The organism is Pseudarthrobacter sp. NCCP-2145, from assembly GCF_023708005.1.
GTDB lineage: Bacteria > Actinomycetota > Actinomycetes > Actinomycetales > Micrococcaceae > Arthrobacter > Arthrobacter oxydans.
Genome location: NZ_BRCG01000004.1, coordinates 1 through 23,512 on the forward strand (window position 1 = coordinate 1; position 23,512 = coordinate 23,512).

Sequence of the window (23,512 nt, forward strand, 5' to 3'; positions counted from 1 at the left end):
CCCCTACGACCCCCTGGCAGCCGTCCGCCCGCCCTCCGCTCCCGGATTCGACGTGCTGCTGGCCGGAACGGTTTTCCAGGACATCATTTTCACAGGGCTTCCGCACGCGCCGGAGCCCGGCACCGAAATCTGGAGCGACGGCATGGGCAGCTGCCCCGGCGGGGTTGCCAACCAGGCCATCGCCGCGGCACGGCTGGGGCTGAAGACAGGACTGGCCGCCGCGTTCGGCGACGACGGTTACGGGGACTTCAACTGGAAGATCCTGTCCGGCCAGGAGCACGTGGACCTCTCGTTGTCGCAGAAAGTGCCTGGCTGGCACTCACCCGTCACCGTCTCCCTCTGCGTGGAGAAGGACCGGTCCATGGTGACCCACGGTCACGCAGCGCCCATCACATCCTCCGAGCTGATCGGGGACCCGCCGCCCGCGCTCGCAGGCATCGCGGAAGTGGGCAGGGAGATCGAGCCGTGGGCGAAGGCAGCGCACCACGCGGGGGTCAAGCTGTTCGGCGATGTCGGCTGGGACCCCAGCGGGGAATGGGCGCCCGCCCGGCTGGACAACCTGCAGTACTTCCATGCCTTCCTCCCTAACCAGCGCGAGGCCATGGCCTTCACGGGGAAGGACGATCCCTGGACTGCCCTGTATGCGCTGGCGGACCGTGTCCCGGTGGCCGTGGTGACGCTCGGCGCGCAGGGGGCCATGGCCGTGGACTCCGAGACGGGGGAGGAGGAATGGGTTCCGTCGCTTCCGGTGAAGGCCTACGACCCCACGGGCGCAGGTGACTGTTTCGACGCCGCGTTCATCGTTGGCAGCCTGGCCGGCTGGCCGCTGGGGGACAGGCTCCGCTTTGCGAACCTCTGCGCCTCGCTGGCGGTCCAGGAGGTGGGCGGATCCCTGGCGGCCCCCGGATGGGGGGACATTGCCGACTGGTGGAAGCGCGCCAACGCACGGCCGGAGCGGCAGATGAGCCAGTGGCTGCGGCGCTTCGGTTTCCTGGCCGACATCATCCTGGACGTGCCGCTCGCCGCGCAGCGCAGGGCCACAGCCACCATCGCCCACCTCTCGGACGCCTGACGATTATTCGGCCGGAAGCGCCAGCACTAGAATCACTAGGGTGACTTACCCCGCAACAACCGGCGAATTCAGTGCTGCCCCGGGACACGGCTCCCGCTATGAACGGTCCGCCGTGATCGACCTGGACGCTATCCGGCACAACGTGCGCCGCCTCGCCGCTGCCGCATCCCCGGCGAAAGTCATGGCCGTGGTCAAAGCTGATGCCTACGGGCACGGCGCCGTTCCCGTGGCCCGGGCAGCCCTGGAGGCAGGAGCGTCCTGGCTGGGGGTGGCCCACATTTCGGAGGCCCTGGCGCTCCGGGCTGCCGGCATTGACGCGCCGCTGCTGGCCTGGCTGCACACCACGGAAAGCAACTTCGGCGCCGCCGTGGCTGCCGGCGTGGACATTGGCTGCTCCGGCTGGGAACTGGACCGCATCGTCGCCGCAGCTCGGGAACAGGAGCGCCCGGCCCGCATCCACCTGAAAGTGGACACCGGACTGGGACGCAACGGCGCGGCCCTGGACAGCTGGGACCAGCTGGTGGGCGAGGCGATGGACTACCAGGACCAGGGCCTGCTGCGCGTGGTGGGCATCTTCTCCCACCTCGCCGTGGCCGATGAGCCGGAGCGTCCCGAGACCGACCAGCAGCTGGCCACGTTCCGCGACGTCCTGGCCGTGGCGGAGGACGCCGGCGTGGACCCTGAAGTCCGCCACCTGGCCAACACCCCCGCCACGCTGTCCCGGCCCGATACCCACTTCGACCTGGTCCGCGTTGGCCTGGGCATCTACGGGCTGTCCCCGTTCGCCGGCCAGAGTTCCGCCGAGCTGGGGCTCCGCCCGGCCATGACGCTGCGGACCCTGGTGTCGCAGTGCAAGGAGGTACCGGACGGGCAGGGCGTCTCCTACGGCCTCCACTACCGCACCCAGGGGGACAGCACGCTGGGCCTGATCCCGGTGGGGTACGCGGACGGGGTGCCGCGGTCCGCCACCGGCGGGCCCGTGCGGGTTGCTGGCCGGACCTACCCGGTGGTGGGCCGGATCGCCATGGACCAGATGGTCATCGACCTTGGTGCCATCGGCGGGGCGGGTGCGGACCTGCTGGGTGCCGAGGCGGAACTGTTCGGGGACGGAGCCGACGGCGGCCCCACCGCCGATGACTGGGCGCGCGCCGCCGGGACCATCAACTACGAGATTGTCACCAGGATCAGCCCCCGGGTGCCGCGGCGCTTCATCAACGAAGAGGACCGGACCTCCGCATCCAGCCAGGAGAAGCTCTCGTGACCGCCAACGGCCAGGCTCCCCTGCCTAACTGGGAAATGACATTAACGGCGACGACGGCGGAGCAGACCCATGCGCTGGCCCTCCGCCTCGCGGAGGTCCTGCAGGCCGGGGACCTGCTGGTGCTCAGCGGCGAGCTGGGTGCCGGGAAGACCACGTTCACGCAGGGCCTGGGGGAGGGGCTGGGTGTCCGGGAAGGCATTATTTCCCCCACGTTCGTGCTGGTCCGCATCCACCCCAACCTGCCGCACGGGCCGCGGCCCGGCGGCCCGGACCTGGTGCACGTGGACGCCTACAGGCTGGACTCAGCCGCGGAGATTGACGACATCGACCTGGAAAACACCATGGACTCCTCCGTGACGGTGGTGGAGTGGGGCCGGGACCGGGTGGAGCACCTCAGCGAGAGCAGGCTGGAGATCGACCTGCACCGTGCGGTGGGACTTGAAGACGGGCTGCCCTCCGACGGGCTGGACTTCGACACCGGGGACGCAGACGAGCCCCGCACCATCGTGATGCGCGGCTACGGCCCGCGGTGGCCCGAAGCCCCGGAACTTGGTGCCGCCATGGAAGGTGCTCGCTGATGCTGATCCTGGCCATTGACACTTCCGCCGTTGCCAGCGCCGCCCTGGTGTCCTCTGAAACACCGGGTTCCGTGGTGGCCAGCTTCTCCACCGAGGACACCCGGAGCCACGCCGAGGTGCTTGCCCCCGGAATCGAGGAGATGCTCGCAGGCGCCGGCTTGACCGGAAACGACATCGACGCCCTGGTGGTGGGTGTGGGTCCCGGACCGTTCACCGGATTGCGGTCCGGAATCGCCACCGCGCGGACCCTCGCTTTTGTTTGGGGCAAACCCCTGCACGGGCTGGTCAGCCTGGACGCCATGGCCCTGGAAGTGGCGGAATCCGCCGCGGCCGTCCCCGAGTTCCTGGTGGCGACGGACGCGCGCCGCAAAGAGGTCTACTGGGCGCGCTACAGCCTCGCCGACGGCCGGCTTCCGGTCCTGGAGGACGGCCCGCACGTCAGCTTCGCCGCCGACCTCCCGGACCTGCCCGCCTTCGGTGCCGGTGCCGGTCTTTACGCTGATGCACTGAAGGCCCACCCCGACTTTGCGCAGGAACAGCCGGATGCCCTGTACCTGGGAAAGTTCGCGCTGGCAAGGCTCGAGGCGGGCAGTGGCCTCCTCGACTCCACGCCGCTGTACCTCCGGGAGTCCGACGCCCAGGTCCCCGGACCGCGGAAGAGGGCCCTGTGAACCACACACCCGGCCACCCCGGCGCTGGCGTGACCGTCCGCGATATGACGCTGGACGATGTCCCCGCGGTCAGCGCCCTGGAACAGCGGCTCTTTCCCGTGGATGCCTGGCCCCTCCAGATGTTCCTCGACGAACTCTCCCAGCCGGAAACCCGCCGCTACCTTGTGGCGCAGGGCACCGACGGCATCGTGGGCTATGCCGGCCTGATGTGCATCGAGCCCATCGCGGACGTCCAGACCATCGCCGTCGTCCCCGAATATGAGGGCCGGGGCATCGGCACCACGCTGCTCACCGCCCTCATCGACGAGGCCCGGCGAAGGCGGGCTGCGGACGTCCTGCTGGAGGTCCGGGCGGACAACCCGCGGGCGCAGCAGCTGTATGTCCGGTTCGGTTTTGAGCAGATCCACGTCCGCCCCCGGTATTACCGCGACGGGGTTGACGCCCTCATCATGCGCCTCCAGCTGGCCGGCACGCCCGGGAGTGCAAGCGGCCCGAACCCCCACAACGCGAATCCCGAAGCCGCGAATCCCCAGGAAGGACCCCAGCCATGAACCGCACGCAGCCACTGGTGCTGGGCATCGAGTCGTCCTGCGACGAGACCGGCGTGGGAATCGTGCGCGGAACCACGCTGCTGACCAACACCGTGTCATCCTCCATGGACGAGCACGTCCGGTTCGGCGGCGTGATCCCCGAGATCGCCTCCCGCGCGCACCTGGACGCCTTCGTCCCCACGCTGGAGCAGGCATTGTCCGACGCCGGCGTGGCCCTCGATGACGTGGACGCCATCGCGGTCACCTCGGGACCTGGCCTTGCCGGCGCCCTCATGGTGGGCGTCTGCGCCGCCAAGGCCCTGGCCGTGGCCACCGGCAAGCCGCTGTACGCCATCAACCACCTCGTGGCCCACGTGGGCGTGGGGCTGCTGGACGGGGCAGGCGGCGGCCGGCACAACGGCACGGCCCCGCAGCTCCCGGAGAACCTCGGCGCGCTGCTGGTTTCCGGCGGCCACACCGAAATCCTGAGGATCAACAGCATCACCGAGGACGTGCAGCTCCTGGGTTCCACCATCGACGATGCCGCCGGCGAAGCCTACGACAAGGTGGCCCGCATCCTGGGCCTCGGCTACCCGGGCGGGCCGGCCATCGACAAAGTGGCCCGCACCGGCAACCCGAAGTCCATCCGGTTCCCCCGTGGCCTGAGCCAGCCCAAGTTCATGGGGACAGCCGGGGAACCGGGCAGGCACCGGTACGACTGGTCCTTCAGCGGCCTCAAGACCGCGGTGGCCCGGTGCGTGGAACAGTTTGAGGCGCGCGGGGAGGAGATTCCGGTGGCTGACATTGCGGCCGCGTTCCAGGAAGCCGTGGTGGACGTCATTTCCTCGAAGGCCGTGCTGGCCTGCCGGGAACACGGCATCAAGGACGTGCTCCTGGGCGGGGGAGTCGCAGCCAACTCACGGCTCCGCGAGCTGACCGGGCAGCGGTGCGCCTCGGCAGGGATCAGGCTGCACGTGCCGCCGCTGGACCTGTGCACGGACAACGGCGCCATGGTGGCGGCCCTGGGTGCCCAGCTGGTGATGGCCGGGGTGGAACCCAGCGGCATCCGCTTCGCCCCGGATTCCTCGATGCCGGTCACGTCCGTGTCCCTGCCGGCCTGAGGACAGGAGGCCCAGCGAACCGTCGCAGGGCACTTTGGGTGCGCCGCCGTCGCAATTCACGACGGCGGCGGGCGTGTCCGTGCCGATGTGCCCCGTTTCGGGCGGGCAGGGTCAGGCGGTGGGGCCGTTGCGCATCTGCTTGACCAGGTCCAGCACCACGGCCTGGAGGTCGCCGCCGTGTTCGGCTGCCACGCGGCGCTGGCGCTGGTAGCCGGCCCCGCGGCGGATGATCTTCTCGACGTCGGCAAGCTCGTCCGTGCAGCGAAGCTTCGCGGCCACGGGCTCGAGCCGGTTGAGGGTTTCCAGCAGGTGCTCGGTGACCAGCTGCTCCTTGCCCGCGGCGTCGAGGATGATGATGGCGTCCATGCCGTAGCGGGCAGCGCGCCACTTGTTTTCCTGGACATGCCAGGGCGGCATCGTGGGAATGGTCCCGCCGTTGTCCAGGGTGGTGGAGAACTCGTCCACCAGGCACTGGGTGAGGGCTGCGATGGCGCCCACCTCCTCCAGGGTGGCCAGGCCGTCGCAGATCCGCATCTCGATGGTGCCCAGGTTTGGAACCGGCCGGATGTCCCAGCGGATCTCCGAGAGCGTGTCGATCACCCCGGTGGTGAACATGTCCTGCACATAGGACTCGTATTCCTCCCAGGAGTGGAACTGGAAGGGCAGTCCGGCGGTGGGGAGCTGCTGGAACATCAGGGCCCGCTGGGACGCGTAGCCGGTGTCCTCGCCGCCCCAGAACGGGCTGGACGCGGAGAGCGCCTGGAAGTGCGGGAAGTAGTTGACCAGGCCGTCCAGCACGGGCAGCACCTTGTCCCGGCGGTCCAGCCCCACATGGACGTGCACGCCATAGATGACCATCTGCCGGCCCCACCACTGCGTGCGGTCAATGAGTTTTGCGTAACGCGCCTTGTCCGTGACCGGCTGCAGCTGCGGCGGGCTGAACGGGTGGCTTCCGGCGCAGAACAGTTCCACGCCCATGGGGTCCGTGATTTCGCGCACGGCGGCCAGCGAACGGCTGAGGTCTTCCTTGGCTTCGGCCGCGGTCTCGCAGATGCCCGTGACCAGTTCCACCGTGTTCAGCAGGAGTTCCTGCTTGATGTGCGGGTGCTCGTCGTCTTCGTTCAGCTCGGGGTGGCGGGACGCGACGCCGCGGAGTACCTCATTGGCCACGGATGCCAGTTCGCCCGTCCGGCCGTCCACCAGCGCGAGTTCCCATTCAACACCAAGGGTTGACTGCCTTGATGTAGCGAAATCGATCTTCACGCATGTCCTAACTGTCCTGTTTGCCGCTGGCTCACGCCGTCACTGACAGTCTCCTGCCGGCAGGCGAACGGGTGGTTCAAGTCTAGTGCAGGGGTAGCATCGTATTGATGGCCTTGTTCCGACCCCTGCGTGACAGTCTTCACACATCCCTCCCCTTCATCGCGGCAGCCTCCGCCGCAGTAGCCCTGGCGTCCTGCACGGCAGCGCCGGGCCCTGCCCCGTCGTCGTCGGCCCCGTCTGCCCCCTTTGCCACCCCCACGCCACGTACGACGACGGCGTCCGCCACACCTTCCCCGTCGCCTGATCCGGGTACCCGGCCACTGGGCTGGGGGCCCGAACAGCGCGACCAGGACGTGGCCGCCGCAGCGGTAGCGGCGATGAGCACCGAGGAGAAGGCCGGGCAGGTCCTCCTTCCCTTCTTCAAGGGCAAGGATGTGGAGTCCCACGCAGCGGCCATCGAGCGGCTGCACCTTGCCGGGTCCATCATCATGGGCGACAACGTTCCCCTTGATCCGCAGGGCAGGATGGACGTACAGGGCATGGCTGCCATCAACCAGCGGTTGGCTGCCGCCGCCGGGGGACGGCCGTGGCCCGGGATCATCGCGGTGGACCAGGAAGGCGGCCAGGTTGCGCGGCTGGGCCTGCCCCTGACCGAATGGCCCACACCCATGAGCTACGGTGCCGCCGGCAGCGTGCCACTGGCCCGGGAAGCGGGGCAGGGCCTGGCCGCGGAACTGGTGCCCCTCGGGTTCAACCTGGATTTCGCGCCCGGCACCGATGTCACCATCGGGCCCGGCGATCCCACCATTGGCGCCAGGTCCATGTCCGCTGACCCCGACGCTGCGGGCTCGCTCGGCGTGGCGTTCTCGCAGGGAATGCTCGCTGCGGGGGTGCTGCCGGCAGTGAAGCACTTTCCGGGGCACGGCTCTGTGACGGTCGACTCCCACCACAACCTCCCGGCACAGCCGTCCACCGTGGCGGAGCTCGGCGGCCGCGACTGGAAGCCGTTCCGGGCCGCCATCGACGCCGGAGCTCCGATGGTGATGACCGGGCACATTGCGGTCCCGGCGCTGGAACCCGGCGTCCCGGCGTCGCTCTCCGGCCCTGCCTATGCGGCGCTGCGGGGACTCGGGTTCAAGGGCGTGGCGGTGACGGATGCCCTGAACATGGGCGCCGTGACCAAGCAGTACCCCGGCGGCACCGCCGCGGTGATGGCCCTCGCCGCGGGCGCGGACCTCCTGCTGATGCCCGCCGACGTAGGCCAGGCACACGCGGCGATCGTCCAGGCTGTGGCCTCCGGCGCCCTGCCCCCGGAGCGGCTGGACGAGGCAGCCCGCCGGGTGGCCACCATGATGGCCTGGCACGGCAGGACAGCCGCGGCGGCCGGCGCCCCGGCAGGCAGCGGCGGAGCCCTGTCAGCCCACGTTTCCGCGTCAGCGGTCACCATGCTCTCCGGACCCTGCACCGGCCCGCTGGTTCCCGGCGCGGTACAGGTGGACGGCGGCTCGCCGGCGGACAGGGCACGCTTCGAGGCGGCCGCGGCCAGGGCCGGCCTGGCCCTGGGCTCCGGACCCCTGGTCAGCCTCATCGGCTACGGCGGCCGGGGTGCGGGAGGAGACATTGCCGTGGCACTGGATGCCCCCTGGCCGCTGCGGGACTCGACGGCGCCGGTGAAGGTGGCCCTTTACGGGCGGAGCGACGGAGCCTTCGATGCCCTCGCCGCTGTCCTGGCGGGGAAAGCGGGCGCACCGGGGAAGCTGCCGGCCGCCGTCGGAAATTTCCCGGCGGGAACCGGCTGCCCCTGACCCAACTAGGTAGCAGCAGATGTCCGTTTGGACCCCGATACCGACATCTGCTGCTACCTGGTTGGGAATCCCGTTTAATGGTCGGGTGCCCATTCTCAATAAAGACATGACCCTCTGCATCTCACTCTCGGCGCGGCCCAGCAACAACGGGACCCGTTTCCACAACCACTTGTACGAGCAGCTGAACCTCAACTGGATCTACAAGGCGTTCGCCCCCACGAACCTGGAACAGGCCATTGCGGGCGTCCGCGGCCTGGGCATCCGCGGCTGCGCCATCTCCATGCCGTACAAGGAGGATGTGATTGCGCTGGTGGACGAGATGGACCCCTCGGCCAAGGCCATCGACTCCGTCAACACCATCGTGAACACGGACGGGCGCTTGAAGGCGTACAACACCGACTACACCGCGATCGAGCAGCTCCTGGCCACCAATAAGGTGCCCACCGGCTATTCGGTCCTGGTCCAGGGAGCGGGCGGCATGGCCAAGGCCACCGTTGCCGCGCTCCGCGACGCCGGCTTCGCGGATGTCACGGTCATCGCCCGGAACGAGGTTGCCGGGCGTGCGCTCGCGGACCAGTACGGCTTCAGGTGGCAGGAAGCGCTCGACGGCGGGACGGCGGACTTGATCATTAACGTGACCCCTATCGGTATGGCAGGAGGGGCGGAAGCTGACGCGCTCGCCTTCCCGCAGGAGGCCATCGACGCCGCCCAGGTGGTTTTCGACGTCGTGGCGCTGCCGGCCGAAACCCCGCTGATCAAGGCCGCGCGGGCCGCGGGAAAGCCGGTCATCACCGGGGCGGAGGTTGCCACCATCCAGGCCCTGGAACAGTTTGTGCTTTACACCGGCGTGCGGCCCACCGCTGGGCAGGTGCGTGCCGCTGAGGAGTTCATGCGGGCCCAGTAGCGGTTATTCGCGGGCAGTGCCCTGCGCCGGCTCCACCACGATGGCCACCCGGTCCTCCCCGATGCGGGTCAGGACCAGGGTGGCTGTTTTGGTTCCGGCTTTCTTGCCGGCTGCGCTCTTTCCCCCGGGGAGCAGCTGCTTGCGGAGTTCCTCGGGCGTGACGGCGGTGCCGCGCTTCTTGATGTCCAGCACGCCGATGCCGTTCTCCTTCACCCAGGCCTTGAGCGCCTTGACGTTGTAGGGCATCACCTCCAGCACCTTGTAGGCCCGGGCAAACGGTGTGTCCACCAGCCCGGGCGCGCACACATAGGCGATGTGCTCATCCACCAGGTGTCCGCCCAGCTGCAGCGCGATGTCCGCCACCAGCCCGGCGCGGATCACCGCGCCGTCGGGTTCGTAGAGGTAGCCCTCCACCGGGCCCACCGGAGCGGCAGGACCGGCGCCGAAGTCTTCTCCGCTGGTCAGCTCGGCCGCACCCTGGGCGCCAAGCACCAGTGCGGCCCGGCGGACTCCCGGCCGGCGCACTGCGTTGAACCACAGGGCCACCTCCGTCACATCCCCGGCCACGGAGACCCACTGCGCTTCGCAGTTGGCCGGAACGGAATCGTGCGGCATGCCCGGACCCATCTTGACCCCCACGGCCAGGCCGGAGGCCGCCAGGTTCTCAACGAAGGACAGTGGCGGCGAAAAAGCCTCCGGATCCCAGATCCGCTTGGTGCCCGATGTGGAAGTGACACGGCGCGCCGGATCCAGCCAGACGCCGTCGATCCCGTCCAGCGGCACTGCCGTGGCGTCCGCATGGACCACGGTGGCGTTGGGGAACGGGATCAGGTTGACGGTGGCGCAGGCTGCCGTGGTCTCATCCATCTCCACGGCGGTGACGTTGATGTCCATGGAAGCCAGCGCCAGGGAATCCGCGGCCAGCCCGCAGCCCAGGTCTGCAACGTGGCGGATCCCGGCCTCCGCGAACCGCTGGGCGTGGCGTGCGGCAACGTTGAGCCGGGTTGCCTGTTCCAGGCCGGCCTGGGTGAACAGCATGCTCCGGGCAAACTCGCCAAACTTCGCGGCCGCCCTGGTGCGGAGCCTGGACTGGGTCAGGACGGCGGAGACCAGTTCGGGGGAGTGGCCGGCCTTGCGGAGGGCCGAGTTCAGCTCGAAGGACTTCTCCTCCTGGTAAGGGCCCAGGGACGCCAAAAGCTCCCAGCCTTCCGGGGTGAGCAGTGGTGCAATCTGGTCCTGGGGAGCTTGAGCCATGGGTTCCAGCCTAGTGGAGGAGCAGCATGCCGGCGGGCCGATAGTGTTGAAGCCATGAAAGACAGTGCAGGTTCCCCGCAGTCCCGCCAGCACCACCCCGGGGGCCTGGCGCGGTTCGCCCGCCCGGCACTGATCGCCAGCGCCGTGGTTGCCGTGGTGTGCATCGCGCTGCTGGTCATCATCTTCTTCCTGGATGCCTTCAACGCCACCGTCTATTCGGTAGGTGGCAACAGCATCCAGGATGACACCCAGGAGGCCCAGGACATCCGCGGGCTGTACGCCGGAGCCCGCGCGGGCAGCATCTTCATCCTGGTTGTATCGCTCATGACGGCCGCGGCTGCCGCGGTGGCGCTTTACCGCGGGCGGAACTCGGCCGAAGAGGGCGACGGCGGGGAGGACGTCGATTTCGAGGACCTGGGCCGCTGAGGTGCTGTGCCGCCGGTACTGGTCAGCAGGACCCCTGAGATAACCAGGATGCCGCCAAAGACCTGGGGGACCGTGACGGGCTGGCCCAGGACAACCGTGATGATGGCGGTAAACACGGCGATGAGGTTGAGGTAGTTCCCGGCATTCGCGGCGGTGGTGCGTTTGAGCGCCAGGTTCCACAGCAGGTAGGAACCCAGCGACGGGAAGAGGACAATGTAGGCCAGCGACCAGCCCTCGGAGGCTGTAGCCGGCAGCCCGGCCCCTGTGCCCACCGCAAAGGGAACCAGGACGACAGCCGCCATGGCCACCTGCACCGCGGTGGACGTGATCGCCGGAACGGAGAGCCTGCGGGCTGTGATCGTGTAGAAGCCCCACACGGTGATGGCCGCGACGATCAGCAGCTCGCCGGCATTGATCGAGAAGGTCAGCAGCCGCTGCAGATCGCCTCCGGTGAGCACCAGCAGCACTCCGCAGAGGCCCAGCGCGATCCCTGCCCAGCCCAGCGGGCGCGGCCTGTCCCGGAGGAGGAGCACTGCCAGGACCATGATCAGGGCAGGGTTCGCGGCAGTCACCAGGGAAGCGTTCAGGGCCGAGGTGTGCCCCAGCGCGCTGTACAGCAGCAGGGTGTAGGCGCTCATGCCCAGGCAGCTCAGGAGCAGGAGCACCGGCCAGTGGCGCAGGACGGCGCGCCAGTCCGGTTTTTCCACCAGCTGCGCCAGGACCAGCAGCGGCACAGCGGCCAGGGCCCAGCGCCAGAATGTCAGCTGGAGCGGCTGCATGGTCTGCATGGCAGCCTGGCCCACAACAAAGTTGCCCGCCCAGAAGAGGGTGGCAAGAGTCAGGTAAACAGCGGCTCGCACCCGGCAAATCTACACGTCCCCGTGTTCCGCCCATGACGAAACTCTGGCACTCGCCTTGACCGAGTGCTAACCCTTGCATACAGTCTGTATTAGCACTCTCCCTAGGAGGGTGCTAATACATGAAGAGCTGCCAGCCAGGCTGCTGCCGGCACCCGCGACGACGGTTTGCCAGCCACGGTGGGAAGCTTTCCAGTCCACGAATTTGCTGACGAAGAAGGAGAGGTCCGAGTGTCGGTCTCTATTAAGCCTCTTGAGGATCGTATTGTTGTCCGCCCGCTCGAAGCCGAGCAGACCACGGCTTCCGGCCTGGTGATCCCGGACTCCGCGCAGGAGAAGCCGCAGGAAGGCGAAGTTGTTGCAGTAGGCCCCGGCCGCTTCGAAGACGGCAACCGCGTTCCCGTCGACGTAGCCGTTGGCGACGTCGTCATCTACTCCAAGTACGGCGGAACCGAAGTCAAGACCGGCGGCACCGAGTACCTCGTGCTCTCCGCCCGCGACGTCCTGGCGATCGTCGTAAAGTAACTCTCCGGATCCCCGTGCCGCTGGTCATGCGTTCTGCTGGTCAGCTGTGCGGGGTTCTGTCTTGAAAGGACAAAACCATGGCAAAGCAGCTTGCGTTTAACGACGCTGCCCGCCGGTCTCTTGAAGCCGGCATCGATAAGCTCGCCAACACCGTCAAGGTGACGCTCGGCCCCCGCGGCCGCAACGTCGTCCTGGACAAGAAGTGGGGCGCTCCCACCATCACGAACGACGGCGTCACCATCGCCCGCGAAGTGGAACTGGACGACCCCTACGAGAACCTTGGCGCGCAGCTGGCCAAGGAAGTGGCCACCAAGACCAACGATGTTGCCGGTGACGGCACCACCACGGCAACCGTCCTGGCACAGGCACTGGTCAAGGAAGGCCTGCGCAACGTAGCGGCAGGCGCCGCCCCCGGCCAGATCAAGCGCGGCATCGAGGTTTCCGTTGAAGCCGTCGCCGCCCGCCTGCTCGAGAACGCCCGCCCCGTTGAAGGCACCCAGGTGGCCAACGTTGCAGCGATCTCCGCCCAGAGCGACGAGGTTGGCGAACTCCTGGCCGAGGCCTTCGGCAAGGTTGGCAAGGATGGTGTGATCACCATCGAGGAATCCTCCACCACGCAGACCGAACTGGTCCTGACCGAGGGCATGCAGTTCGACAAGGGCTACCTGTCCCCGTACTTCGTCACCGACGCGGAACGCCAGGAAGCAGTCCTTGAGGACGCCCTTATCCTGATCAACCAGGGCAAGATCTCCAGCATCCAGGACTTCCTGCCGCTGCTGGAGAAGGCGCTGCAGAGCTCCAAGCCGCTCTTCATCATCGCCGAAGACGTTGACGGCGAGGCCCTGTCCACGCTGATCGTCAACCGCATCCGCGGCACCCTGAACGTTGTTGCCGTCAAGGCTCCGGGCTTCGGCGACCGCCGCAAGGCCATGCTGCAGGACATCGCCACCCTCACCGGTGCACAGGTTGTTTCCCCGGAACTGGGCCTGAGCCTGGACACCGTTGGCCTTGAGGTGCTGGGTACCGCCCGCCGCATCACGGTCACCAAGGACAACACCACCATCGTTGACGGCGCCGGTTCGGCCGAAGACGTGGCAGCACGCGTAGCCCAGCTCCGCGCCGAGCTGACCCGCACCGACTCCGACTGGGACCGTGAAAAGCTCCAGGAGCGCCTGGCCAAGCTGGCCGGCGGCATCGGTGTCATCAAGGTTGGCGCCGCCACCGAGGTTGAGCTGAAGGAAAAGAAGCACCGCATCGAGGACGCTGTGTCCTCCACCCGCGCTGCCCTTGAAGAGGGCATCGTTGCCGGCGGCGGTTCCGCCCTGATCCACGCCCTGAAGGCACTGGATGAGGACCCCGCCGTCAAGGCACTCGAAGGCGACGCCGCCGCTGCCGTGGGCATCGTCCGCCGCGCACTGGTGCAGCCGCTGCGCTGGATCGCCCAGAACGCGGGCTTCGACGGCTACGTTGTGACCTCCAAGGTCGCCGACCTGGAAACCAACAGCGGTTTCAACGCCAAGTCGGGCGAGTATGAGGACCTGATCGCTGCCGGTGTCATCGACCCCGTCAAGGTCACCCGTGCGGCCCTCCGCAACGCGGCCTCCATCGCTGCCCTGGTTCTCACCACCGAGACCCTGGTGGTGGAGAAGCCGGCCGAAGAGGACGAGCACGCAGGCCACAGCCACTAGCGTCCGCTCTTCGGCGACGCGCCCAGAGCCGTCGCACAAAAAACCGGTCCAGCTTCGGCTGGGCCGGTTTTTTGTGCCTTGGAGACTACGCTCCCGGCATGTCCTGCGTCCGGACCCCGCCGGCGCGCTCGTAGACCAGGGACACCGAGCCCTTTGGAAAGGTGCGGGCCGGCTCGGCGAGGCGGAACGTGGCGGGAACGGTCCCGGCGTCGAAAAGCCGCTTGCCCTGCCCGAGCGTGACCGGATAGAGCCACAGGTGGAGGCGGTCCAGGACGTCTGCCTGAAGGAGTGACCGGATGAGGACGCCGCTGCCGAACATGTGCACCTGGTTGTACTCGTCGCGGAGCCGGCCCGCGGCGGCGGCGTCCGGGAGGACCGTCGTTCCCTCCCACGTCGGATCAGTCAGGGTGCTGGAGACGACGAACTTGGGCACCCGGTTGAGCGTGCCGCCAATGTCATCGGACTGGTTCGGCCAGTAGGCCGCGAAGATGTCGTAGGTCTTCCGGCCGAGAAGCAGGGCATCGATGTGGCCGATCCCTGCCTCGATGGCTGCCTCGGCTTCGGCATCGGACACCGGTAACTGCCAGCCGCCCAAGGTAAAACCGCCTTCGGTGTCCTCCTCGCGGCCGCCGGGCCCCTGGTAGACGCCGTCGAGGGTCAGGAACAGGTTCGCGACGATGATTCCCACCCGTCCAGTCTGGGACAGCGCTCCCACGCTGTCCAGCACTCCGGCGCTGCCCGGGCAGGCGGGCGTGGCAGACTGATGCCATGCTGCTCGACGAGCTTGTGAAAACTACGGACAAGGTCGCATCCACACGCTCCCGGCTCGCGAAGGTGGAAGCCCTGGCGGACCTGTTGCGCCGGCTGGAGCCCGGGGAGGTCGCCACCGCCGTCGGCCTGCTCACCGCCAAGCCGCGCCAGGGCCGGGTGGGGGTGGGCTGGCGCGGCATGTCCGCGGCCATGGGGGAGCCCGCCGCGGACCCCCGCCTTAGCGTGGCCGACCTGGACGCGGCTTTGGACCGGCTCCTTGCCACCGGCGGCGCCGGGTCTGCGGCGGAGCGCGCCGCGACCCTCCGGACGCTCACGGCTGCAGCCACCGAACGCGAGCAGGCCTTCATCGCCGGCGTCATGCTCGGGGAACTGCGCACCGGTGCGCTTGAGGGGATTCTGACGGATGCCGTCGCCCGGGCCTCGGACCGGACTGTCGACTCCGTACGCCGCGCAGCGATGCTCTCCGGCGACCTCGGCGAAACCGCCCTGCTGGCCCTCACGGGCACGGCAGCCCAGCTCGACGCCGTCGGCCTCGTCGTGGGCCGGCCGGTCCAGCCGATGCTTGCCTCCACCGCGGCCAGCGCCGGCGCCGCGCTTGAGGCGACGGGCGAGGCATCCGTGGAATACAAGCTCGACGGCGCCCGCATCCAGGTGCACCGCTCTGGCGACGACGTGGGCATCTACACACGCACCCTGGCCGACGTGACCCACCGGCTGCCCGAGGTGGTCGAGGTGGTGCGCGCGCTGCCGGTGCGCGACGTGATCCTGGACGGCGAGACCCTTGCCCTCGGCGAGGACGGCGGCCCCCGGCCGTTCCAGGAGACCATGTCCCGGTTCGGGGCGGACGCGGCACGGACCACGGTGCTGCATCCCTGGTTCTTCGACGTGCTCCACATCGACGGGCGCGACCTCCTCGACGAACCGCTGTCCACACGCATCGGCGTGCTGGAGCGCATCGCCCCGGAGCACCGGATCCCGGGGGAGATCACTGCGGACCCGGATGTTGCCGAAAGGGTCTCACACGATGCGCTCGCCGCAGGCCACGAGGGCGTCGTGGTGAAAGCGGTGGGATCGGCCTACGCCGCCGGCAGGCGCGGTTCCAACTGGATCAAGGTCAAGCCGGTGCTTACCTACGATCTCGTGGTCCTTGCCTGCGAGTGGGGGTCGGGCCGCCGCACAGGGCTGCTTTCCAACCTGCATCTCGGCGCCCTCGACCCGTCCGGCGAGTTCGGTAAACCCGGCGGCTATGTCATGGTGGGCAAAACCTTCAAGGGCCTCACCGATGCGCTGCTGCGCTGGCAGACGGAGAGGTTCCAGGAACTTGAGGTCCGGCGTACGGCCGGCACGGTCTGGATGGAGCCCGTCACCGTGGTGGAGATCGCCATCGACGGTGTGCAGCAGTCCACGCGCTATCCCGGCGGAATTGCGCTCCGGTTCGCCCGCGTCAAGCGGTACCGCGAGGACAAGACGGCCGCGGAAGCGGACACTATACAGACGCTGCGCGGGCTGCTTCGCTAGCAGTTGTGCCGGTTCGGCTGCGGGCGTACCGTGACGCTTAAGTACTTCAGCGTCCAGCGCGCGGCCTTATCAGGACGCCTGGACGGGGGTGTCCGAGGAGGCCGGAGTGTCAACTGAAACGGGCATTGACGAAGGGCGGTCCGCGTTCCGGGAACATCGCTGGACTGACGCGTCCAGGAGTTACGCCGACGCGGACAGGCGCGGCGGACTCCCCGCGGCCGACCTTGAGCGGCTGGCAACGGCCGAAATCCTGACCGGCAACACCGCTGCAGGACTGGAAACCCTCACCCGCGCGCACGAGGAATACCTGATGGTGGGCGACATCACGGGTGCGATGCGGTGCGCGGTGTGGCTGGGCATGCACCTGCTGAACCTTGGCGAAACCGCCCGCAGCGCGGGCTGGTTTGCCCGGGGTAGGACGTTGGTGGATGAGCTTGATGAACCGGGTCCGGTGGCGGGTCTGCTGCTGTTTCCCGCCGCGCTGGGCAAACTCTACGGCGGTGACGCCGCAGGTGCGCTGCAGCTGTTCACCGAAGCGGGCTCCGTCGCGCGGAAGTTCCAGGACAGGGACCTGGCGGCGCTGGCCCTTCTGGGAACCGGACAGGCAACGCTGATGCTGGGACGCGCGGAGGAGGGCCTGGGGATGTTCGATGAAGCCATGGTGGCCGTCACCGCGGGGGAGCTGTCCCCGGTCCCTTCGGGAATCATCTATTGTGCGGTGATCGGCAATTGCCATCTGGCCTTTGACCTGGAGAGGGCACTTCAGTGGACGGTGGCGCTGGACCGCTGGTGCAGGGACCGGCCCGATATGGTGGCGTTCAGCGGCCAGTGCCAGTCCCACCGGGCCGAGCTCTTCCGGCTGCACGGGGCCTGGGCAGAAGCGCTCACGGCAGCTGCCGCGGCCCAGGGACTTGCCGCACGGGGTGATCCCCAGGCACTTTTTGGTGGCTTCTACCAGCAGGGCGAAGTGGAGCGCCTCGCCGGGAAACTGGACGCTGCGGAGGAATGCTACCGGCAGGCTGCCCGGAGCGGGTGGGAACCGCAGCCAGGCCTGGCACTCCTCCTGCTGGCCCGAGGAGAGGCGCGGCAGGCGCAGTCGATGATCCGCAGGGCGGCGGAAGTTGCGGATGCGGCTACCCGCTGCCATTTGCTGCCGGCGCTGGTCGAAATCGAACTGGCCGCGGGTGATCCCGGGGCCGCGCGGCGGGGTGCTGACGAATTGGAAACCATTGCCGGGGAGTACCCCAAACCCATGCTCCAAGCCGTCGCCGGCCAGGCTGACGGGGCGGTCCGGCTGGCCGACGGTGATGCCGCCGGAGCCTCGCAGTCCCTGCGGCAGGCGTGGAGGCTGTGGCAGAAGCTGGGAGTTCCGTACGAGGCAGCCCGCTGCCGGGCGCTGATCGGGAGTGCGTGCCGGGACCTCGGAGATGAGGCTTCGGCGCTGATGGACTTCGAAGCGGCCCACGCGGGATTCCTGGAACTGGGGGCAGCACCCGCCGCCGCCTGGGCGGCCTCCCTGATGCGGGCTGGCGTCGGCGAAGGGGCGGGCACCGCCGGACCGTTAACCCCGAGGGAAAATGAAGTGCTCCGGCTGGTGGCGTCAGGAAGAGGAAACCGCGCCATAGCGGCAGAACTCTACCTCAGTGAAAAGACCGTGGCCCGCCACATCAGCAACATCTTCCTCAAGCTGGGCCTGTCCTCCAGGGCGGCCGCCACCAGCTACGCCTATGAGCACGGGCTGGCCGGATAGGCCGCCTGCAGATAAATACCCACGACCCGTCCGCAACGGGTTACGTAATTTGGCCGACGCGGAGGGGAATGCTGCACCCGTAGCCTCACACCATGAACCTTCCAGTGCTCGCCGGAACCGTGTCGACAGTGCTCTTCGCCGCCGGTATGTTCCCGATGCTTGTGAAGGCTGCACGCACCAAGGACCTTGCGTCGTACAGCCTGGGCAACCTGGTGCTGAGCAACCTGGCCAATGCGGTGCACTCGATCTACGTTTTCAATCTTCCTGCCGGTCCCATCTGGGTCCTCCACCTGGCCTACGCCCTGGCATCCGCCCTGATGCTGGCAGGGTGGCTGCGCTACAGGGAAACGGGGCACGAAGCCGCAGCCGGCACCACGGCGGCGGGAACCACAGCAGAAGGTGCGTCAGCCGGCAGCCCGGCGGGCGGGGTCAGCCTGAAGAATCCACTTGCTACAAAAGGAGCGCGGCCATGAACAACAACAATCCGGCCGGCATGCTGGACACCGTCATCATCGGCGGCGGGCAGGCCGGACTTGCCCTGGGCTATTTCATGAAGGGCCAGAAACGGAAGTTCCTGATTCTCGACGCCAGCCAAAGGTCCGGCGATTCCTGGCGGCAGCGGTGGGATTCCCTCCGGGTGTTCACTCCCGCCAAGTACGACGGACTGCCCGGCGCACCGTTCCCGGCGGACCGGCTGTCCTTCCCTACTAAGGATGAGGTAGCGGACTATCTCGAAGGGTATGCCGCGGAATTTGACCTTCCGGTGGTCCACGGCATCCGCGTGGAGCGCCTTTGGCGGGAGGGGGACCACTACGCGGCCACCGCCGGGGGCGGCCGGTGGGAAGCACGCAACGTGGTGGTGGCCACAGGCTCCACACAGACACCCGAGGTGCCCGGCTTTGCGGCTGAACTGGCCCCTTCCATCAAGCAAGTGCATTCCAGCCAGTACCGGAACCCGCAGCAGCTCCGGGAAGGTCCGGTCCTGGTTGTGGGGCTGGGGAACTCGGGGGCGGAGATCGGCCTCGAAGTTTCCAGGACCCGGCCGGCGCTGGTGGCCGGCAAGCCCACGGGCGAGATCCCGGTGAAGCACGGCAAGGCGGCGGCACGTTATGCGTTCCCGGTGGTGCGCTTCCTTGGGCTGCACGTGTTGACGCTTGGTTCACCGATTGGCCGCAAAGTGGCGCCGGCGATGAAGGCGCACGCCGAACCGCTGATCAGGACGAAGACGAGGGACCTCGCGGCCGCCGGCGTGCACGTCGTGCCGAGGGTCACCGGGGTGGCCGACGGGATGCCCGTACTGGCCGACGGAACGCGCCTTGAAGTCGCCAATGTGGTCTGGTGCACCGGATTCCGGGAGGACTTCAGCTGGATCGATCCGGCGTTGCTCGACGGCGGCGCAATGCCCCGGCAGTGGCGCGGTGTGGCTCTGGATTCGCCAGGGCTGTTCTTCCTGGGGCAGCGGTTCCTGTACGCGGAGGTATCGGACACCCTTCCGGGCCTCGGCCGCGACGCACGGTACCTGGCGGCCAGGATTCCGGCCCCCGCCGCTCACGGATCCGGGGTGGCTGCCGCCTGAGCCGCGCCGGCTTCGCTGCCCGTGCCGGGCCGTGATGCCTGTTACCTTTCCCGGAAAATCCGCCATGCCTCGGTAGAATTGATGTTTTGTCCGCCGCAGGAAGGTCTTTTGTGTCGATAGCGAGAACCGCGGCTGCTTCCCGCCCGGTGCCCGAAGCAGCCGCCAAAAGCCGGAAGCCAACCTTCCGGCCGGAGGTCCAGGGGCTCCGTGCGCTCGCCGTGCTGATGGTGGTGGCCTACCACGTCTGGCTGGGCCGGGTGTCCGGGGGAGTGGACATCTTCCTGCTCATCTCCGCGTTCCTGCTGACCCTGTCCTTCGTCCGGAAAGCCGAGGCAGGGCGGCCGTTCGGGCTGCTTGGGCACTGGCTGCACCTGTTCAAGCGGCTGCTGCCCGCCGCCGTCGTGGTCATCCTGGGAGTCCTCGCCGGAACGTGGCTGATCCTGCCCCAGAGCCGCTGGCCGCAGGTGCTGGACCAGGCCTGGGCGTCCCTGCTCTACAGCCAGAACTGGCTGCTCGCGGACACCGCCGTTGACTACTATGCCCAGGACCACGCCGGGGCCAGCCCGCTCCAGCACTTCTGGTCGCTGTCCATCCAGGGACAGGTGTTCATCCTCTGGCCCCTCATCTTCGCCGGCACCGCCGGACTGCTGGTGCTGCTGCACCGGATCCGCGCGCTCACCCGGGTCACCTACCGCGGGCTGCTGGCCCTGGTCTTCGGCACAGTCTTCGCCGTGTCCCTCGCCTACTCCGTGGAGCAGACCGCCGGCAACCAGGCGTACGCCTACTTCGACACCCGGACCCGGCTCTGGGAGTTCGCGCTGGGCTCGCTCCTGGCGCTGGCCCTGCCCTACCTCAAACCGGCCCGGGCGCTCCGGGTGGTCCTGGGCTGGGCAGGCCTGGCGGCCATGGTCTCCTGCGGCCTGCTGCTCACGGTGGACCGCTCGTTCCCCGGCTTCGTGGCGCTCTGGCCCACCCTGGCGGCCGCCGCCATCATCGTCGCGGGACAATCCGGCAGCCGTTTCGGCATGGACAGGGTCCTCAGCAGCAAGCCTTTGGTGGCGCTGGGAGACAATTCCTATGCCCTGTACCTCTGGCACTGGCCGGTCCTGGTGCTGGCGCTTGCCGCCACCGGCGTGGAGGCACCCAACCTGGCCCAGGGCCTGGGCATCGTGGGCGCCTCCATCGTGCTCGCCGTCCTCACCACGCGCTTCGTTGAAAAGCCGCTGCGCGAGTGGCACTGGCCGCAGCGCCGGGCCTGGCGCACCGCCGTCGTTATTGCTGCTTGTGGCGCGCTGTTGGCCGGACCCGTCGCCATCTGGCAGACCACGCTCACCGCAGAGGAAAGCGCGACGGCGGCCCAGCCGCGGGAGCTCACGCCAGGGGCCGCCGCGCTCAACCCGGAAAACGCCGCCGTGCCCGCCCCGGAGGCCAGGTTCATCCCCGGCCCGTCCGCGCTGGACAACGACTGGGCCGGAATCCACGCGCCCTGCACCGGTGCCAACGCCACCAGCAATCCCATCCTCGAAGGGTGCCGGCAGGAGGTTCCTGATGGCGAGGTAACCAAGCGCATCGTGGTCCTGGGCGACTCGCACTCCCAGCAGTACCTGGGGGCGCTGGCGCCGATTGCCGCCGCGCGGGGCTGGGAACTGGTGACGCTGCTGATGCCTGCGTGCCGCTTCGGGGCGGAGTCCGCAGAACGGAATGCGGAGTGCAACGCCTACAACCAGGCGAGCGCCGCCTACGTCCTGGAACACCAGCCGGACGCAGTGTTCACGGTGGCGTCGCTGACGCATGAGGAGGCCCCGTTCGAGACCGAAGTGCCGGGTTACCTGGAAGGGGTCCGGCCGTTCGCGGAGGCCGGGATCGAGGTCATCGGAATCCGGGACAACCCGCGCTTTACGTTCAACATGCCGGAATGCATCCAGCGCAACGGCCCGGACGCGCCGGAGTGCAGTGTGTCCCTGGCGGAGTCCCTGGTGGAACCGTCCCCGCTGGAAAGCTACCGGGGCAAACTGGACGGACTGCACCTCATGGATCTCAGCGACTTCATCTGCGCGCGGGGCATCTGTCCCGGGGTGGTGGGGAACGTCTACGTCTACAAGGACGACAACCACCTCACGCGGACCTACGTGGAAAGCATGATCCCCATGTTCGAGCAGCGGCTGCTGGCCGCCACGGGCTGGAACTGAACGCAGTCACGAGCAGCAGCGGGGGTGCGGACGGGGAGCGTGCAGTTGCTCACATTGCACGCGTGGAATAGGGGGATCGGCGCTGAGGTTCTAATATTTACTCAATACTTTCCGGCCTCCGGGGCCCCGCCTGCCGCGGCGGTCCTGGAACATTTCCTGCACAGGCCAGTCCCGTAATGACGGGCTGGTCATCGGCTGCAACCCCTACCCGTCCAGCAACCAAGGTAAGAGGCGCACTCATGACCGAGCCCGAACACAACCCCTTTGGCTTTATTGGCCTGACCTACGACGACGTCCTGCTCCTGCCCGGGCACACCGAGGTCATCCCGTCCGAGGCTGACACGTCGTCGCGGATTTCCAAGCGGATTTCGGTTCACACGCCGCTGCTGTCCGCCGCCATGGACACCGTCACGGAGTCCCGGATGGCCATCGCCATGGCACGCCAGGGCGGCCTGGGAGTCATCCACCGCAACCTGTCCATCCAGGACCAGGCGGACCAGGTGGACCGGGTAAAGCGCAGCGAGTCAGGGATGATCACCAACCCGCTGACCATCGGCCCGCAGGCCACGCTTGCTGAGCTGGATGAGATCTGCTCGCAGTACCGCGTCTCCGGCCTGCCCGTGGTGGACGAGGACATGCGCCTGCTCGGCATCGTCACCAACCGTGACACCCGCTTCGTCCCCGAGTCCGACTTCCCGCTGCGGCTGGTCAGCGACGTGATGACCAAGATGCCCCTGGTCACCGGACACGTGGGGATCAGCCGCGAGGAAGCCTCGCACAAGCTGGCCACCAACAAGATCGAGAAGCTTCCCCTGGTGGATGAGCAGGGCCGGCTCAAGGGCCTGATCACCACCAAGGACTTCACCAAGGCCGAGCAGTACCCGCTGGCCACCAAGGACGACGAAGGCCGCCTCCGCGTGGGCGCCGCCATCGGCTTCTTCGGGGACGGCTGGGAGCGCGCCATGGCACTGGTGGACGCCGGCGTCGATGCCCTCTTCGTGGACACCGCCAACGGCCACTCCCAGGGTGTGCTGGACATGATCCGCCGCCTTAAGTCCGATCCCGTGGCGGCACACTTGGACGTCATCGGCGGCCAGGCCGCCACCCGTGAAGGCGCCCAGGCCCTGATCGACGCCGGCGCTGACGGCATCAAGGTGGGCGTGGGACCCGGATCCATCTGCACCACCCGTGTGGTGGCCGGTGTGGGCGTCCCGCAGATCACCGCCATCTACGAGTCCGCCAAGGCTGCCATTCCTGCCGGCGTGCCGCTGATCGCCGACGGCGGGCTGCAGTACTCAGGCGACATCGGCAAGGCCCTCGTGGCCGGTGCCGACACCGTGATGCTCGGCTCCCTGCTGGCCGGCTGCGACGAATCGCCGGGCGAACTGATCTTCGTCAACGGCAAGCAGTTCAAGTCCTACCGCGGCATGGGCTCCCTCGGCGCCATGCAGTCCCGCGGCAAGAACACGTCCTACTCGAAGGACCGCTACTTCCAGGCCGACGTCTCCGGCGATGACAAGCTCATCCCCGAGGGCATCGAGGGCCGTGTGGCCTACCGCGGTCCGCTGTCGTCGGTGGCCTACCAGCTGGTGGGCGGCCTGCGCCAGACCATGTTCTACACCGGCGCGCCGACCGTGGCCGAGCTGAAGGCCCGGGGCAAGTTCGTCCGGATCACCCCGGCCGGCCTGAAGGAATCGCACCCGCACGATATCCAGATGACCGTCGAAGCGCCGAACTACGGTTCCCGCTGACA

Annotated in this window: 21 protein-coding genes; 17 read left to right on the forward strand and 4 right to left on the reverse strand. The window is 68.2% G+C overall.

Going from position 1 to position 23,512, the window contains the following annotated elements; all coding sequences use genetic code 11:
* From NFU08_RS04295 to tsaD, 6 genes are all read left to right on the forward strand, one after another.
* A partial coding sequence (locus NFU08_RS04295; RefSeq protein ID WP_251420984.1) for a carbohydrate kinase family protein occupies positions 1-1,072 on the forward strand: 1,072 nt, incomplete at its 5' end.
* Between the two features lie 40 nt (positions 1,073-1,112).
* Positions 1,113-2,333, forward strand: a complete 1,221-nt coding sequence (gene alr / locus NFU08_RS04300) for an alanine racemase (protein WP_174176569.1) — start codon at positions 1,113-1,115, stop codon at positions 2,331-2,333.
* A 35-nt stretch (positions 2,334-2,368) separates the two neighbouring features.
* Positions 2,369-2,911, forward strand: a complete 543-nt coding sequence (tsaE, locus tag NFU08_RS04305; protein WP_251421219.1) for a tRNA (adenosine(37)-N6)-threonylcarbamoyltransferase complex ATPase subunit type 1 TsaE — start codon at positions 2,369-2,371, stop codon at positions 2,909-2,911.
* Complete coding sequence (gene tsaB, locus NFU08_RS04310) at positions 2,911-3,582, forward strand: tRNA (adenosine(37)-N6)-threonylcarbamoyltransferase complex dimerization subunit type 1 TsaB (RefSeq protein WP_174176567.1); 672 nt, start codon at positions 2,911-2,913, stop codon at positions 3,580-3,582. The genes tsaE and tsaB overlap by 1 nt, the downstream gene beginning before the upstream one ends.
* Positions 3,583-3,626: 44 nt before the next feature.
* Positions 3,627-4,133 (forward strand): ribosomal protein S18-alanine N-acetyltransferase, encoded by a 507-nt coding sequence (gene rimI / locus NFU08_RS04315; RefSeq protein ID WP_246256048.1) that lies wholly within the window; start codon positions 3,627-3,629, stop codon positions 4,131-4,133.
* On the forward strand, positions 4,130-5,233 hold the full coding sequence (gene tsaD / locus NFU08_RS04320) for a tRNA (adenosine(37)-N6)-threonylcarbamoyltransferase complex transferase subunit TsaD (RefSeq protein ID WP_251420987.1): 1,104 nt from the start codon (positions 4,130-4,132) through the stop codon (positions 5,231-5,233). Before rimI ends, tsaD begins: the two co-directional genes overlap by 4 nt.
* Positions 5,234-5,344: 111 nt before the next feature.
* Here the strand turns inward: tsaD and NFU08_RS04325 are convergent, their stop codons facing one another.
* A complete protein-coding gene (locus NFU08_RS04325) occupies positions 5,345-6,496 on the reverse strand; it encodes a glutamate--cysteine ligase (protein ID WP_104185129.1) in 1,152 nt (383 codons plus the stop codon).
* A 377-nt stretch (positions 6,497-6,873) separates the two neighbouring features.
* Between NFU08_RS04325 and NFU08_RS04330 the strand changes: the two genes are divergently transcribed.
* Entirely contained in the window at positions 6,874-8,301 is a 1,428-nt protein-coding gene (locus NFU08_RS04330) for a glycoside hydrolase family 3 N-terminal domain-containing protein (RefSeq protein WP_251421221.1), read from the forward strand.
* 85 nt (positions 8,302-8,386) lie between these two features.
* Positions 8,387-9,205: a shikimate 5-dehydrogenase gene (locus NFU08_RS04335; RefSeq protein ID WP_285835570.1), complete on the forward strand. Its 819-nt coding sequence runs from the start codon at positions 8,387-8,389 to the stop codon at positions 9,203-9,205.
* A gap of 3 nt (positions 9,206-9,208) precedes the next feature.
* Here the strand turns inward: NFU08_RS04335 and NFU08_RS04340 are convergent, their stop codons facing one another.
* Complete coding sequence (locus NFU08_RS04340) at positions 9,209-10,459, reverse strand: class I SAM-dependent methyltransferase (RefSeq protein WP_251420989.1); 1,251 nt, start codon at positions 10,457-10,459, stop codon at positions 9,209-9,211.
* A 54-nt stretch (positions 10,460-10,513) separates the two neighbouring features.
* Between NFU08_RS04340 and NFU08_RS04345 the strand changes: the two genes are divergently transcribed.
* Positions 10,514-10,885 carry a hypothetical protein gene (locus tag NFU08_RS04345; RefSeq protein WP_251420990.1) on the forward strand — a complete coding sequence of 124 codons (372 nt, stop codon included), beginning with the start codon at positions 10,514-10,516 and terminating at the stop codon, positions 10,883-10,885.
* Here NFU08_RS04345 and NFU08_RS04350 read toward each other — a convergent pair.
* Positions 10,813-11,745, reverse strand: a complete 933-nt coding sequence (locus NFU08_RS04350; protein ID WP_251420992.1) for a DMT family transporter — start codon at positions 11,743-11,745, stop codon at positions 10,813-10,815. The genes NFU08_RS04345 and NFU08_RS04350 overlap by 73 nt on opposite strands.
* Before the next feature lie 228 nt (positions 11,746-11,973).
* On the opposite strand from NFU08_RS04350, the gene groES reads away from it, so the two are divergent.
* Both groES and groL read left to right on the forward strand, forming a co-directional pair.
* On the forward strand, positions 11,974-12,267 hold the full coding sequence (gene groES / locus NFU08_RS04355) for a co-chaperone GroES (RefSeq protein ID WP_003805290.1): 294 nt from the start codon (positions 11,974-11,976) through the stop codon (positions 12,265-12,267).
* A 77-nt stretch (positions 12,268-12,344) separates the two neighbouring features.
* Positions 12,345-13,955 (forward strand): chaperonin GroEL, encoded by a 1,611-nt coding sequence (groL, locus tag NFU08_RS04360; RefSeq protein ID WP_251420995.1) that lies wholly within the window; start codon positions 12,345-12,347, stop codon positions 13,953-13,955.
* Between the two features lie 85 nt (positions 13,956-14,040).
* Here the strand turns inward: groL and NFU08_RS04365 are convergent, their stop codons facing one another.
* Entirely contained in the window at positions 14,041-14,643 is a 603-nt protein-coding gene (locus NFU08_RS04365) for a dihydrofolate reductase family protein (protein ID WP_174176555.1), read from the reverse strand.
* An 80-nt stretch (positions 14,644-14,723) separates the two neighbouring features.
* Between NFU08_RS04365 and NFU08_RS04370 the strand changes: the two genes are divergently transcribed.
* From NFU08_RS04370 to guaB, 6 genes are all read left to right on the forward strand, one after another.
* Positions 14,724-16,244 (forward strand): ATP-dependent DNA ligase, encoded by a 1,521-nt coding sequence (locus NFU08_RS04370; protein WP_251420997.1) that lies wholly within the window; start codon positions 14,724-14,726, stop codon positions 16,242-16,244.
* Between the two features lie 106 nt (positions 16,245-16,350).
* Positions 16,351-17,994 (forward strand): response regulator transcription factor, encoded by a 1,644-nt coding sequence (locus NFU08_RS04375; protein WP_251420999.1) that lies wholly within the window; start codon positions 16,351-16,353, stop codon positions 17,992-17,994.
* A gap of 92 nt (positions 17,995-18,086) precedes the next feature.
* Entirely contained in the window at positions 18,087-18,467 is a 381-nt protein-coding gene (locus NFU08_RS04380; protein WP_251421001.1) for a hypothetical protein, read from the forward strand.
* Complete coding sequence (locus tag NFU08_RS04385) at positions 18,464-19,570, forward strand: NAD(P)/FAD-dependent oxidoreductase (protein ID WP_251421003.1); 1,107 nt, start codon at positions 18,464-18,466, stop codon at positions 19,568-19,570. Before NFU08_RS04380 ends, NFU08_RS04385 begins: the two co-directional genes overlap by 4 nt.
* A 110-nt stretch (positions 19,571-19,680) precedes the next feature.
* Positions 19,681-21,759 (forward strand): acyltransferase family protein, encoded by a 2,079-nt coding sequence (locus NFU08_RS04390; RefSeq protein WP_397425167.1) that lies wholly within the window; start codon positions 19,681-19,683, stop codon positions 21,757-21,759.
* Between the two features lie 239 nt (positions 21,760-21,998).
* The gene (gene guaB / locus NFU08_RS04395; protein ID WP_251421005.1) at positions 21,999-23,510 is read left to right on the forward strand and encodes an IMP dehydrogenase; all 1,512 of its coding nucleotides are present in this window, start codon (positions 21,999-22,001) and stop codon (positions 23,508-23,510) included.
* Positions 23,511-23,512: the final 2 nt, after the last annotated feature.